Below are 14431 nucleotides of genomic sequence, written 5' to 3' on the forward strand. Positions count from 1 at the left end.
CCAGCGAGCGTGAGAGGTGAGCAGCGCAAGGAGGCGTGATGAAGGCGCTCATCTACCACGGTCCCGGCTGGCGGTCCTGGGCGGAGACTCCCGCTCCGCAGCTGATCGAGCCTACCGACGCCGTCGTCCGCGTGGACGCGGTCACCATCTGCAGCACCGACCTGTACAGGAGAACCCCATGACGGCCACGACGGACCACCCCACCGAGCTTGGGGCATGGCGTGGCTTCAGCGGCACGGCCTGGCGGTCGGCGGTGGACGTACGCGCCTTCATCCAGGCCAACTACACGCCCTACGAAGGCGGCGCGGAATTCCTGGCCGGCCCGACGGAGCGCACCGCGGCCGTGTGGGCGAAGGTCTCGGCGATGTTCCCCGAAGAGCGACGGCGCGGGATCTACGACGTCGACACCGTGACGCCGTCGTCCATCACCTCCCACCGCCCCGGCTACATCGACGCCGACCGCGAGCTGATCTTCGGTCTGCAGACCGACGCGCCGCTGAAGCGCGCCATCATGCCCGCGGGCGGACTGCGCATGGTGGAATCCGGGCTCGCCGCCTACGGCCGCACCCTCGATCCCCTGGTACGGCAGATCTTCACCAAGTACCGCAAGACTCACAACGACGGCGTGTTCGACGCCTACACTCCCGAGATCCGGCGCGCCCGCCGGGCAGGCGTCATCACCGGCCTGCCCGACTCCTATGGCCGTGGCCGGATCATCGGCGACTACCGCCGGGTCGCGCTGTACGGCGTGGATCGGCTGATCGAGGCCAAGCAGGCCGAGCTGCGCTCGTTGGAGGGCGCCTTCGCCACCGACGCGGTGATCCGTGACCGCGAGGAACTGGCCGAGCAACTGCGCGCGCTGGCCGAGCTGAAGCAGTTGGCCGCCTCCTACGGCTACGACATCTCCCATCCCGCCACCACCGCACGCGAGGCGATCCAGTGGCTGTACTTCGCCTACCTGGCCGCGATCAAGGAGCAGAACGGCGCCGCCATGTCGCTCGGCCGTACCTCCACCTTCGTCGACGTCTACCTGCGGCGTGACCTGGCCGAGGGTCTGATCACCGAAGAGCGCGCGCAGGAGCTCATCGACGACTTCGTCATCAAGCTGCGCATCGTCCGCTTCCTGCGCACCCCGGAATACGACCAGCTCTTCTCCGGCGACCCCACCTGGGTGACCGAGTCGATCGGCGGCATGGGCTCCGACGGCCGCACGCTGGTCACCCGCACCAGCTACCGCTACCTGCAGACACTGCGCAACCTCGGCCCCGCCCCCGAGCCGAACCTCACCGTCTTCTGGTCGCCGCGCCTTCCGGAGCCGTTCAAGCGCTTCTGTGCCGAGCTGTCCATCGAGACCAGCTCGATCCAGTACGAGAGCGACGACCTGATGCGGCCGCGCTTCGGCGACGACACCGCCATCGCCTGCTGCGTCTCGGCCGCGCCGGTGGGGCGGCAGATGCAGTTCTTCGGCGCCCGGGTCAACCTCGCCAAGACGCTCCTGTACGCGATCAACGGCGGCCGCGACGAGATCACCGGCGAACAGATCGGCCCCGCCTACCCGGCGCTGACCGGCGACCACCTCGACTACGAACAGGTCCGCGCGGCGTTCGACCGGACGATGGACTGGCTGGCCGCCACCTACGTCAACGCGCTGAACATCATCCACTACATGCACGACAAATACGCCTACGAGCGCATCGAGATGGCCCTGCACGACTACCCCGTCAAACGCACCCTGGCCTGCGGCATCGCCGGACTGTCCGTCACCGCCGACAGCCTGTCGGCCATCAAGCACGCCCGCGTCACCGTGATCCGCGACGAGAGCGGCCTGGCCGTCGACTACACCGTCGACGGCGACTACCCGGCCTACGGCAACAACGACGACCGCGCCGACGCCATCGCCGTCAACCTGGTCCGCTCGTTCATGGCCAAGGTCCGCCGCCACCCCGCCTACCGCGACGCCGAGCACACCCAGTCCGTGCTCACGATCACCTCCAACGTCGTGTACGGCAAGCACACCGGCAACACCCCCGACGGCAGGCGCGCCGGAGAGCCGTTCGCCCCCGGCGCCAACCCGAGCAACGGCCGCGACCGCCACGGCCTGGTCGCCTCCGCGCTGTCAGTGGCCAAACTCCCCTACGACCAAGCACTCGACGGCATCTCCCTGACCAACACCGCCACCCCCGACGGGCTCGGCCGTACACCGGCCGAACGCGTGGACAACCTGGTCGGCGTGCTGGACGGCTACTTCGACGCGGCCGGCTTCCACATGAACGTCAACGTGCTCACCCGCGCCGTGCTGTTGGACGCCATGGAGCATCCCGACCGCTACCCGCAACTCACCATCCGCGTCTCCGGCTACGCCGTCAACTTCGTCCGACTCACCCCCGAACAGCAACGCGACGTCATCAACCGCACCTTCCACGGATCGCTGTGAACACCCGTCAGGCCGAGCTCCGGCAGGCCGCCATCGAGCTGTGCCACCCGCCGGCACAGCCGGGCACCGGCGTGATCAGCTCCTGGGACCTGTCCATCGGCGTGGACGGACCCGGCACCCGATTCGTGGTGTTCACCTGCGGCTGCCCTCTGCGCTGCCTGTACTGCCAGAACCCCGAGACCTGGCGGAGGCGCGACGGCCATCCGGTCTCGGTGCGGGAGGTCATGACCGAGATCGACAGATACCGGCGCTTCATCTCGGTGGCAGGCGGCGGGGTGACCATCAGCGGCGGCGAGCCGCTGCTCCAGCTCGACTTCACCGCCGACCTGCTGCGTCGCTGCCACGACAACGGCCTGCACACTGCCCTGGACACCTCTGGGCTGCTCGGCGATCGGATGAGCGACGCCATGCTCGCTGACACCGACCTGGTCCTGCTCGACATCAAGTCCTCCGACCCTGCCACCTACCGCAAAGTGACGGGCGGTCCGCTGGAACCGACCCTGCGTTTCGCCCGCCGGCTCGCCGCACTTGGCCGTCCCACCTGGATACGGTTCGTCCTCGTCCCCGGGCTCACCGACGATGAAGCGAACGTGGACGGCCTGGCCCGCTTCGTCGCGGACCTGGGCAACGTCGAACGGGTCGACGTCCTGCCCTTCCACCGCATGGCCGCGGACAAATACCGCAAGCTCGGCCTATCTTTTCCGCTGTTCGACGTCGCACCACCCGATCAAGACCTGCTCAACCGTGTACACGCCCAATTCCACGCCCACGGTGTGGCCAGCACCTAGGATGTTTATCCGCTCCGATCTGGCGACCAGCGAATCCCTTAGGTGGACAGGGGTGTCGTGACGCTCAGTGGGTCTGTGAACCGCCGCAGCGACGCGCAGATCGCCGCGTGGATGATCCAGCGGGTCAATGGGGTGGTCGATGTGATCGAGCCGTATCCCGCGCTCACACTCGCCCGTCGTCGTGGTAAGTCCGTGACCGAGTAAGTCGCCTTGACCTGGGAAAATACAGATACGGGCAGCCGGGAGAGCACATCGCAAGACGAGGCACACTCGTCGGGCCAGGTCCTGGCCAAATGGGCGGCAGAGCACGGGGGCGTCATCGATGGGACCGTGGGCACAGATCAAGGAGACGCATTCCGCAGTGGTGATCCTTCTCGGGGATCAGGCCGTCAAGCTGAGGAAACCGGTGAATCTCGGCTTCCTGGACTTCACCACTCGCGAGGCTCGGTGGGCCATCTGCCACGAGGAGGTGAAGCTCAACCGGAGGCTGGCACCTGATGTCTACGAGGGGGTCGCTGACGTGCTCGGCCCCGACGGGCAGCTCTGCGAGCATCTCGTTGTGATGCGGCGCATGGCCGAGGACCGCCGTCTCGCCACGATGATCCGCTCAGGCGAACCAGTGGAGGATCATCTACGCCAGGTCGCCCGGATGGTCGCGAGCCTGCACGGCCGGAGCAGCCGCGACCCCCTGATCGACAGGCAGGGAGAGGTGCAGGCGCTACAGGGCCGCTGGACGGCGAGTTTCGAGCAGGTCCGGGCGCTGCCTGATGCGGTTCTCGACGCCGAGGTGATCCAGGGGATCGAACGACTCGTTCTACGCTTCCTCGACGGTCGTGGGCCCCTGTTCGCCAATCGGCTCAGCGAGGGACGCATCGTGGACGGTCACGGCGACCTGCTGGCCGACGACATCTTCTGCCTGGACGACGGGCCACGGATCCTGGACTGCCTGGAATTCGACGAACGGCTGCGCTTTCTCGATGGATTGGACGACGCCGCCTTCCTGGCCATGGACCTGGAGCGGCTGGGCGCCCTTCGGCCGGCCGAGCAATTCCTCCACTGGTACACCGAGTTCTCTGGTGATCTCGCGCCGCCCTCGCTGTGGCATCACTACGTCGCCTACCGGGCCTTCGTCCGCGCCAAGGTCGCCGGTCTGCGGCATCAGCAGGGAGACTCCGGCGCGGCGCGGGAGGCTCGCGAACTCGCCGAGCTGACGCTGCGCCACCTGCGGGCCGGCGCGGTGACCTTGGTCCTGGTCGGTGGGAGTCCGGCCACCGGCAAGACCACCACCGCCGCGGCGATCGCCGACCGGCTCGGCTACCCGCTGCTGCACAGCGACCGCATCCGCAAGGAACTCGCCGGCATCACGCCCGAACAGCACGCGCCGGCCCCCTTCGGCGAAGGCATCTACCGCCGGGAGTGGACCGAGCGCACGTACCACGAACTGCTGTCCCGGGCGGAGACCCTGCTGCGTCACGGCGAGCCGGTCATCATCGACGCTTCCTGGAGCGATACCGGACAGCGGGAGGCCGCCAGGCGCCTGGCGCGGCACACCTCCAGCGACCTCGTGGCCTTGCACTGCACCACTCCGCCGCAGCTGATCGCGGAGCGACTGACCAACCGCGAAGACGGGATGTCCGACGCCGACCAGGCGATCGCCGCCGCCATCACGGCGAAGGCGGTGCCCTGGCCTGACGCCATCGAGATCGACACCAGTGCGTCCCCGGAGCAGGCGACCGAGCAGGCCCTGGCGGCGATCCACGCTCGATGGCCGACGGTGCCACAGCGGTTCCGGCGCCCTCAAATGAAACCCGATTGATCACTTACCACCCCGGTCAAGGCAGGGGCGGGGCAGCCGCAGAGTGGTCCGCGGCAATGTTCGAGAACGTGGCGGTGAGAGCCAGGCCGGTGAAAGGGAGTGTGTGATGGCAGGACAGATCGTAGTGGGTGTGGACGGTTCCGCTCCGGCGACCGCGGCGGCCGAGTGGGCGGCCGATGACGCGAGCCGCCGCGGACGCTCGCTACGCCTGGTGCACGTGCGCGAGCAATGGGCACCCGGCCTGGGCAAGGCCCAGTGGCCGCTCAGCCTGGACGAGGCGGAAGCGGAGTACTCCGCCGAAGCGCTCCAGGCCGCCGCCAACAGGGCGCGCGAGTTGGCGCCAGGTCTGGATGTGACCACGGAACTGCGCGATGGCAACGTCGCCGAGCAGTTGATCGCCGAGTCGGCCTCGGCCGACAGCGTGGTCCTGGGCAGCAGGGGACTCGGCGGATTCACCGGGATGCTGCTCGGCTCGGTCAGCGTGGCCGTGGCCGGGCATGCCAACGGGCCCGTCGTCATCGTACGTGCCCCCGCCGGGGCCCGGCACGGCCAGATCGTGGTGGGCTACGACAGATCGAAGTGCGCGCAAGTGGCGATGGAGTACGCCATCGAGCAGGCGCGTGCCCGTCAGGCCCGCCTGCAGGTGGTCTACGCCTGGCAGGCGCCGCTGTCCTCGCCGTACGCCACCGGCTACAGCAGCGCGCTGGAGAGCACCTTCGAGCAGCAGAAGCGTGCGGCTCACGAGGCGGCGACCCCGTGGCGGGAGAAGAACCCCGACGTCGAACTCACCGATGAGCAGGTATGCGAGCATCCCGTCGCCGCCCTTATGAACGCCTCGGCCTCGGCCGATCTGGTCGTGGTGGGCTCGCGTGGGATGGGCGGCTTCGCCTCGGCGATGCTCGGCTCGGTGAGCCGCGGTGTGCTGCACCACGTCACCTGCCCGGTCGCGGTGATCCGGCCACGGGGTTAGCCGGCGTCATGAAGCAGAGGCGATAGCACGGCCGAGGAAACGCCCTGGTTGGTGTTTGACCCCACCGCTCGTGTTCCGCCCGAAGGGCTGGGCCACGCACAGCTATCGGCACCCCGGGCACCTTCCCGCATGGACACCCGCACTCACAGAGGCGGGAGCGATGACTCCCGCTCCCGTTTGCTCACCACATGGGCGTCCGGCCCTGGGAACACAAGGGTTTCACGTTCGGAGTCCATCCAGTGCACAACGTACGGTGGAGAACCATCATCATGGCGCAACTCCGTGATCACGCCGATCCGCCGGGGCTCATGGTTGTAGGTGCCCTCGACGATCAGTCGGTCTCCTATCGATGCCTTCATACCGGTCTCCTCCCCTCAACCGCGGCGGCCGCCCATCTGGGCGGTGGCCCGCGAATCGCTCTGTGGCCCTGACGTCCAGTCCTTCCAGGGGGCGGCAATGGGGAGGCCGGACGGGCGGGCGGCCGGACGGCCGCCCCAAGATCGCCCTTCTCCTCCTATGGTCGGTCGGCGAAGCCAGGGACGACGGCGACCGGGCAGGCGGCGTGCTCGACCATCGCCCTGACCACCGTGCCCAGATGACCGTGGTGCCTGGTTCGTTCCGCGCCGACAATGAGGAGGCTCGCCTGTGCCGACGCGGCGCGCAGGGCCTCGTTGGCCGGGGGCGAAGACGGCCCGCGCCGCCACGCGGACCTCCGCATGGCGGTCGCGCCAGGGGGCTAGACGATCCTCCATCCGTTTCTGCCCGGCCTTGGTGAGAGCTTCAACGTCGGGTACGGGTGGCATCGCCACTCCCCATGCCATGGCATGCAGGTGGACGGCGTGCACCGCCACCAGCCGAAGCTGACGCAGAGCGGCCTCGTCGAAGGCGAACTGCAGTGCCGTATCCGGCGTCGTCGGGCTCAGACCTAGGACAACGGGGCCTGGACGGGACGCCACGGGGAGCGGGCCAGGGCCACGCACGATGACCACCGGAGCTCGCGCGTGGGCCGCGACGTAGGCAGTGACCGAGCCAACCACCGACCTGGCCAGGGCACCCAGGCCTCGGGAACCGACGACCACAAGGTCCGCGCCGGCCGACAGCTCAACGATGCGTTCGGCGGGTGAGCCCTCGTACAGATCTTCCTCGACATCGGCCAGCGTGCTGGAAGAGCGCGCACACTCGGCGCCATGATAGAGCACATGCTCGGCGGCCTTCCGCAGGTGCAGCTTGACCTCTTCGGCCACCTCACCGTAGGGCCAACGCCACGCATGGGTGACCGTCAGCGGCAACTCCCTCAACTCGCACTCATCGAGCGCCCAGTCCAAGGCCTGCATCGAGAAATCCGAGCCGTCGTAACCCACGACCACTCCGTGGAGACCGACCATCGCCCTCACCTCGCATCTGTCAGGAGAATCGGCGCCGCTACCGGCACAGCGAAACGTCCTTTTCGCGAAACCAGCACCCCCGGATCCCGCCAGTTCCCCGACTACCCCGGCCCAGGGACGATATCCACGCGGACCGGTTCACGCCGGAACGATCGGCGCTCCGGCGGTGGGCCGAGCTATCGACGAGGTGTCGTGCATGCGGTTCGGCTTGGCCCGCGCTAGACCATGTTGCGTGGGTGACCAAAGTCTCTTGCCGGATCGGGTGTTGCGGCTCATCCTGCGGGGCGAGGCAATCGCGTGCCCGACGTCGCGGTGCGGTTGCTGACGGCGAGTTGGATGACCGACCTGCAGATCTACACGCGGCGCGGGCTGATGCCCACCTATCTGGCGGCGCTCCGAGGCCTTCCTCGCCGGAGCCTGCCCGATCATCGGGAGCTCAGCGTCGCCTTCGGCGCTGTGGCCCTCATCTTCGAACGTGGTGGCGTGCGCCCGGCAAGAACCCCGACCTGGAGCACGACTTCATCCAGAACATGGACGACAGGCCGACTAGGTTCGACCACCATTCCGCAGAACCGGTTCGGTTACAGCGGTGGACTCGGCTCCCGTTTCGACGGTGACGTGCTGATCGGGCGGGAGCGGCGGCGCGGGGAGCAACGCCGGCGGGGTGAAGCGGCGCAGCCGGTTGGCATTGCCCACCACCGACAGCGACGACAGTGCCATCGCGGCGGCGGCGAAGACAGGGCTGAGCCGGATTCCGAGGAAAGGATAGAGCACCCCAGCCGCGACCGGGATGCCCACCACGTTGTAGACGAAGGCCAGGAACAGGTTCTGCCGGATGTTGCGCATCGTGGTCCGCGACAGCCGTACCGCGGTAACCACCCCGCCGAGCGCGCCGGAGATCAACGTGATGTCGGAGGCCTCGATGGCCACGTCGGTGCCGGTGCCGATGGCAAAGCCGATATCGGCCTGGGCCAGCGCGGGCGCGTCGTTGATGCCGTCGCCGACCATACCGACCCTCGACCCTTCTCCCTGCAGGCGGGCGATCTCGGCAGACTTGTGCGCGGGCAGCACCTCGGCCAACACCCGGGTGATGCCGACCTGGCGGGCGATGGCTTCGGCCGTCCGCCGGTTGTCTCCAGTGATCATCACCACCTGAAGTCCCAGCCGCTGCAGAGCTGCGATGGCCTGGCGGGAGTCGTTTTTGACGGTGTCGGCCACCGCGATCACCCCAGCGGGCTCGCCGTCCACGGCGACCATGATCGGGGTACGGCCCGCCCGGGCCAGGCGATCGGCCTCTTCATCAAGCGCGGAGGTGTCGCCGAGCAGACGCTTCCCGCCGACCAGCACATGGCGCCCCTCGACGGTCGCCGCGATACCCTGCCCAGTGACCGAGTCGAACTCCGACGGCTCGGTGAGGATCAGGCCGCGCCCTGTCGCGCCCTCGACCACAGCCTGGCCCAGGGGGTGCTCGGAGGAACGTTCAGCACAGGCGGCCAGGCGCAACACCTCATCGGCCGCCCAGTCTCCGTACGGAATGACGTCCGTGAGCGCCGGCTTGCCACGGGTGATGGTGCCGGTCTTGTCCAGGACGATCGTGTCCAGCTTGCACGCGGTTTCCAGAGCTTCGGCGTCGCGGATCAGGATGCCGGACTGAGCCCCCTTCCCGGTGCCCACCATGATGGAAAGCGGGGTGGCCAGCCCAAGCGCGCACGGACAGGCGATGATCAATACGGCTACCGCCGCCACCAAAGCCAACGTCAACGCCGGCGCCGGTCCGGCGACGAACCACACGGCGAAAGTCACGATCGCGATGGCGATGACCACCGGGACGAAATAGCCGGACACCAGGTCGGCCAGCCGCTGGATCGGCGCACGGGAGGCTTGGGCGGCCTGGACGAGACGGATGATCTGGGCCAGCGCCGTTTCCGCGCCGACCTTCTCGGCCCTGAACGTGAACGATCCCGTCTGGTTTACCGTCGCGCCCACCACGCCATCGCCCGGGCCCTTGTCCACCGGAATCGACTCGCCGGTCACCATCGACTCATCCAGCGTCGAGCGGCCCTTCACGATGACCCCGTCGACCGGGACCTTCTCGCCCGGCCGTACGACGACCACATCGCCCGGAACGACGTCCGCGATCGGAATCTCGATCTCCGCACCGTCGCGCTGAACCCGGGCAGTCCTGGCCTGCAGGCCGATCAGCTTGCGGATCGCCTCGCCCGTGCCCGCCTTGGCCCGCACCTCCAGCAAACGGCCGAGCAGGATCAGCGTCAGGATGACCCCGACGGCCTCGTAATAAACGTCACGGACCCCCTCCGGCAGCAAGCCGGGCGCGACCGTGGCCAACAGGCTGTAGCCGAAGGCGGCGCTCGTCCCCAGCGTGATCAGGCTGTTCATGTCCGCCGAGCGGTGCCGCAGAGCGAGCCAGCCCACGCGGTGGATCGGCCAGCCCGTATAGAACATCACTGGCGCGATCAGCGCGAGCTGCACCCAGCGGTTGAGCAGGAACTCCGGGATCCATCCCGCGCCGAAGAGCTCATGCGCCATGACGACGAACGCCACAGGCAGGGTCAGCACCGCCCCGATCAGGACCCGACGCGACAGGTCGGCGATCTCGGCACGCCGCTCCGTCGCCTCGACATCCTGCGAAGGTTGTTCGGCCAACGAAGGTGAGGTACTCGCGGCGGTATCGTGAGCGCCGCCAGAGCCTGGTTCGACGATCAGGCGGCCGTGCACCATGTTCATTCCGCAGGCGAAGCCGTACTCCCCCGCGTTGCCCGGCAACAACTCCACTGTGGTCTTGGTGAAGGCAGGCAGCGCCCAGCTGACGCCGAAGTCGGCGAACACCACCCGGGAGGTGCAGTCCCCGGCCTCTCTCCGATTGAAGGTCAGCCGCACGGGGGTGCCCTGCCGCACCCGGATGATGTCCGGCGAGAAGCCGCCCCGCACGACGATCTCGATCTCCTGTACGCCGTCACGCAGCTCGGCCAGGCTGCTCTTCCTCGGCCCGAAGAAGTACCAGCCGAGGAAACCCAGCAAGGCCAGGGCGATGCCGATCACGACCAAGTCGGCGGCAGTCACGACCGCCCTGCCCTCTTGTGGTCCTCGCCCTGACGGTCATGCTGCGTGTCGCCGTCGTGGCCGCCCATGGACCGCATCATCATCAGCATCATGAGCGGGCAGCCCAGCAGGAAGACCACGAGCAGGACCGTACTCGGCGGGGCTCCGACCCATACGGCCGCTATTGCGGCCACGGCGGCAACAGCCGCCAGGATCAGGTGCTGCTTCATCATGATGGCCTCCGTGGATCGTCGCGGCACGAGGTCGCTGAGAACGACGAGGAAAGGGATCAACGGAACACCAAGCACGTCGGTTTCCCTCTGTCCTCACTACTACGCTGCCACCAGCATGTGACGGAAACCTCTCCTGCGGGTACAGCAGAACGTCCTGATGATAAGAGTCGAAGGTCCCATAACAGAGTGCTACTCGCCGTAGTAGACACGAGCGAAACGCCTCACCCTCCGCCCCTGGTGCAAGACGACGCTGATCCTCCATCACCTCCAGGCCATCGGCGATCTCTGCACCCGGCCCTTCCTGAGGCGCACGCCAGCCCAGCGTCCCGATCGGATGGCGTTGGTCCCCAGCATGAAGGCCCAACGACCCTGGCCCTGGCCACGGACCGAGCGCCAAATTGGAAGCAAGACATCTGCGGGCGTGGAGGAGCGAGATGAGACCTTCGATAACGGCGACAATCGCCGCCGGGGCATTGCTCGCCGCCGCTGCCGTCGGCGGGGCCGCCCTCGCCGCCGCCGACCGCCAGCCCACCACTACCGCTGCGGGATGGCAGCAGACCGGCTGGCCAATGGGCGGAATGCATCGAGTCACGATGGACGACGAGGCCGACTACCTGGCCCACATGGTGCCTCATCATCAGGAGGCGGTCGAGGCTGCCGGCCAGCTACAGCATTCGGGCCGGGCCGAGATGCGCGCTTTGGGCGCCTCCATCGTCAAGACGCAGACTGCCGAGATCGCCACCATGAAAGCATGGCTGGCCAAGTGGTACCCGGGCCGCGCGGCCGCGAGTTACCAGCCGATGATGCGCGATCTGTCCCAACTGTCGGGCGATGCACTGGATAGAACGTTTCTCGAGGACATGATCGGCCACCACATGGCAGCAGTGATGATGTCGCAGCAACTGCTCATGCACAGCCGCATCCAGCACCAGGAGATCACCGGCTTCGCCCGCACCGTACGCGACACCCAGCACGCCGAGATCTTCCAGATGCAGCAGTATCTGACCGACTGGTTCGACGGGCGCTGGCGGATGCCCAACGGATCGTGAGGGACTGCCGCGTCGCTCCAAGGATCATGAACCTCGAGCCGCTGACCCCGAGCAGGTGATGAGCCGCATCCTGGTGGCCGTCAAGCCGGACGAGTCGCGCTGACGGCTGGTTTGTGCTTCTTCGAGGTCCGCACTTTGAGCATGTGCACCTGTACATTCTGGCGGTCACAGCACGCCACCCGCCTCGCGCGTATTCGATGCGGCGTTGTCTTCCGATCAAGGTCGCTACCAACCTGGCGTCAGCGCTCGAGTCATCCCGGAGTGGGTGCGTCATTGGCGCGCACCACCGCGACCGTGCAGTGTGCGTGGTGCAAGACGCCTCGACTGACCGAGCCAAGGATGATCGACCCGATCGCGGTTCTGCCATGCGAGCCAACGACCAGCAGGTCGGCCCGGTCACCGGCGGCGGCCAGCGCATCGACGGGGTGGGCGCACCGCACGTCCGCGATTACCTTGACGTTCGGGTATCTCTCCCGCCATGGGGTGAGTTGTTCCTTGGCGACGCCCTGTTGGGCCTCACGCAGCGCTTCAAAGTCGCAGGAGAAGCCCGCTGCCAGAGCGAATGGCAGCGCCCAGGCGTATACCGCCCGCAAAGTGCTTCCGCGCAGTTCGGCCTGCCGGAAGGCGTAGGCCAGGGCGGGCTCGCACGCGGGGGAGCCGTCGAGGCCGACGACGATCTCACCGTGCTTCACGGCGGCCCTTGGCCGGACGACGACCACCGGAACCGGCACCTGGCCCGCGACGTTCATGCTGACAGAGCCGAGCATGGCCCCGGCGAAGCCACCCAGCCCTCTGCTACCGACCACCAGCTCGATTGCGTCGCCGGCCTGCTCGCGAAGGACGGCCGCCGCCGGTGTTCCCTTTATCACCTCGGTGCTCACCTCGACAGTAGGCTGGCGTTCGCGCGCGAGCTCCTCGGCTTCTGCCAGGACCTTTCGCGCGTTCTCGATCAGCACCTCGTCCCACTCAGGTGAGGGAGTCTGCGAGACGCGGTACGCCCACGTTTCCACCACACAGACGCTACGCAGCGGCACACGCATCCGAAAGGCGTCGTCGGCCGCCCATGCCACAGCGTCGAATCCGGGCACCGAACCATCGACACCCACTACGATCAGGTCGGACATCGCACATTCCCCCTACTCCATTTCAGCCCCTCGGTGGCTAACCGGGCAGGGCCAGAAGTCCCAAAACTTGGAGATGATCGGCGGCCTGTAACTCAATGGCCTAGCCACCGGAAGCGGCTCCGCGGAGCCGCAGTTGCTGACGCAGGTGACCGACATGGTCAGGTCTCTGGTCGAGGACCCGTCATGACCGCATCCTGACGCCGTCAACTAGTGCTGTAACCAGGAAGGTTCACCGGGTTGGTGGTCGGAGCGGTTGGATATGGCGTGTCGTCCGATCCGACTGTTGGGGCTGTGGTGGCTGAGCCTGTTCGTGTGCGCAGGTTGACCGACCAGGAAGGGCAGAAGCTGCAGCAGCTCGTGCGCCGGGGCAGCACCAGTTCGGTGCGGTATCGGCGCGCGATGATGCTGCTCGCTTCGGTCGGCGGCAACCGGGTGCCCGTGATCGCAAAGCTGCTGCAGGCCCACGAGGACACCGTCTGCGACGTGATCCATCGGTTCAACGAGATGGGCCTGGCCTGCCTGGACCCTCGGTGGGCGGGGGGCGTCCCCGCCTGCTCAGTCCTGACGACGAGGACTTCGTCGTGGCGATGGCCACCACCCGCCCGACCAAGCTCGGTCAGCCCTTCACTCGCTGGTCCATCCGTAAACTCGCCGCCTACCTGCGGAACGTGCCCGGCCGCCTGATCGGGATCGGACGCGAGGCGTTACGGTGCCTGCTCGCCCGCCGCGGGGGCACCTTCCAGCGGACCAAGACGTGGAAGGAGTCGCCCGACCCGGAGCGTGACGCCAAGCTGGACCGGATCGAGGAGGTGCTGGAGCGCTTCCCGGACCGGGTGTTCGCGTTCGACGAGTTCGGGCCGCTCGGGATCCGGCCCACCGCCGGGTCGTGCTTGTCGAGCAGGGCCGGCCCGAGCGGCATCCCGCGACCTATCGCCGCACCCACAGGGTGCGCTACTTCCACGGCTGCTACTCGGTCGGTGACGACACCCTATGGGGCGTCAACCGCAGGAAGAAGGGCGCCGCGAACACCCTGGCCGCGCTGAGGTCGATCCGCGCGGCCCGCCCGGACGGCGCCCCGCTCTACGTGATCCTGGACAACCTGTCCGCTCATAAGGGCGACACCATCAGGCGCTGGGCGAAGAAGAACCGGGTCGAGCTGTGCTTCACCCCGACCTACGCGTCCTGGGCCAACCCGATCGAGGCGCACTTCGGGCCGTTGCGGCAGTTCACCGTCGCCAACTCCAACCACCACAACCACATCGCACAGACCCGCACCCTGCACGCCTACCTGCGCTGGCGCAACGCCAACACCCGCCACCCCGACGTCCTCGCCGCCCAGCGCCGCGAACGCGCCCGCATCCGCAGCGAGAAGGGCATCCGCTGGGGCGGACACCCCCTTGCCACCGTGGCCTGAAGAACCCGGCGAACCTAATCCGGCCACAGAACTAGTGTCATGCGCCTGAAATTCGCCGGATAAGTTTCTATTCTTGTGGGCATGGCGCATTCGGGACCGCTGGCGTTGGAGATCCATCTGACCGAAGTCGAGCGAGCTCGGCTGGTCGGCATGTCGGC

12 protein-coding genes and 1 pseudogene are annotated in these 14431 nt (G+C 67.7%); 8 read left to right on the forward strand and 5 right to left on the reverse strand.

Features of this window, described 5'->3' with window-relative positions; all coding sequences use genetic code 11:
* Window positions 1-38: 38 nt before the first annotated feature.
* From KME78_RS60625 to KME78_RS60650, 6 genes are all read left to right on the forward strand, one after another.
* Window positions 39-182: a hypothetical protein gene (locus tag KME78_RS60625; protein ID WP_219539390.1), complete on the forward strand. Its 144-nt coding sequence runs from the start codon at window positions 39-41 to the stop codon at window positions 180-182.
* The gene (gene pflB / locus KME78_RS60630) at window positions 179-2434 is read left to right on the forward strand and encodes a formate C-acetyltransferase (protein ID WP_219539391.1); all 2256 of its coding nucleotides are present in this window, start codon (window positions 179-181) and stop codon (window positions 2432-2434) included. The genes KME78_RS60625 and pflB overlap by 4 nt, the downstream gene beginning before the upstream one ends.
* Window positions 2431-3222 carry a pyruvate formate-lyase-activating protein gene (gene pflA, locus KME78_RS60635; protein ID WP_308127586.1) on the forward strand — a complete coding sequence of 264 codons (792 nt, stop codon included), beginning with the start codon at window positions 2431-2433 and terminating at the stop codon, window positions 3220-3222. The genes pflB and pflA overlap by 4 nt, the downstream gene beginning before the upstream one ends.
* A gap of 42 nt (window positions 3223-3264) precedes the next feature.
* Window positions 3265-3426, forward strand: coding sequence for a BON domain-containing protein (locus tag KME78_RS60640; protein WP_219539392.1), 162 nt, complete (start codon window positions 3265-3267; stop codon window positions 3424-3426).
* A gap of 157 nt (window positions 3427-3583) precedes the next feature.
* The gene (locus KME78_RS60645; RefSeq protein ID WP_308127587.1) at window positions 3584-5038 is read left to right on the forward strand and encodes a bifunctional aminoglycoside phosphotransferase/ATP-binding protein; all 1455 of its coding nucleotides are present in this window, start codon (window positions 3584-3586) and stop codon (window positions 5036-5038) included.
* 106 nt (window positions 5039-5144) lie between these two features.
* Window positions 5145-6008 (forward strand): universal stress protein, encoded by an 864-nt coding sequence (locus KME78_RS60650; protein ID WP_219539394.1) that lies wholly within the window; start codon window positions 5145-5147, stop codon window positions 6006-6008.
* 143 nt (window positions 6009-6151) lie between these two features.
* Here KME78_RS60650 and KME78_RS60655 read toward each other — a convergent pair whose 3' ends face one another.
* From KME78_RS60655 to KME78_RS60670, 4 genes are all read right to left on the reverse strand, one after another.
* Window positions 6152-6367, reverse strand: a complete 216-nt coding sequence (locus KME78_RS60655; protein ID WP_219539395.1) for a DUF1918 domain-containing protein — start codon at window positions 6365-6367, stop codon at window positions 6152-6154.
* A gap of 15 nt (window positions 6368-6382) precedes the next feature.
* Window positions 6383-7369: a universal stress protein gene (locus KME78_RS68495; protein ID WP_443687890.1), complete on the reverse strand. Its 987-nt coding sequence runs from the start codon at window positions 7367-7369 to the stop codon at window positions 6383-6385.
* 570 nt (window positions 7370-7939) lie between these two features.
* Window positions 7940-10474 carry a heavy metal translocating P-type ATPase gene (locus tag KME78_RS60665; RefSeq protein ID WP_219539396.1) on the reverse strand — a complete coding sequence of 845 codons (2535 nt, stop codon included), beginning with the start codon at window positions 10472-10474 and terminating at the stop codon, window positions 7940-7942.
* Window positions 10471-10686, reverse strand: a complete 216-nt coding sequence (locus KME78_RS60670) for a DUF2933 domain-containing protein (RefSeq protein ID WP_219539397.1) — start codon at window positions 10684-10686, stop codon at window positions 10471-10473. The genes KME78_RS60665 and KME78_RS60670 overlap by 4 nt, the downstream gene beginning before the upstream one ends.
* 434 nt (window positions 10687-11120) lie before the next feature.
* Between KME78_RS60670 and KME78_RS60675 the strand changes: the two genes are divergently transcribed.
* The gene (locus tag KME78_RS60675) at window positions 11121-11735 is read left to right on the forward strand and encodes a DUF305 domain-containing protein (RefSeq protein WP_219539398.1); all 615 of its coding nucleotides are present in this window, start codon (window positions 11121-11123) and stop codon (window positions 11733-11735) included.
* Window positions 11736-11986: 251 nt separating this feature from the next.
* Here KME78_RS60675 and KME78_RS60680 read toward each other — a convergent pair whose 3' ends face one another.
* A complete protein-coding gene (locus tag KME78_RS60680; protein ID WP_219539399.1) occupies window positions 11987-12859 on the reverse strand; it encodes a universal stress protein in 873 nt (290 codons plus the stop codon).
* 294 nt (window positions 12860-13153) lie between these two features.
* Here KME78_RS60680 and KME78_RS67765 point away from each other — a divergent pair.
* A pseudogene (locus KME78_RS67765) lies at window positions 13154-14273 on the forward strand (IS630 family transposase).
* Window positions 14274-14431: the final 158 nt, after the last annotated feature.

The sequence above is a fragment of the Nonomuraea guangzhouensis genome (assembly GCF_019396345.1).
Lineage (GTDB): Bacteria > Actinomycetota > Actinomycetes > Streptosporangiales > Streptosporangiaceae > Nonomuraea > Nonomuraea guangzhouensis.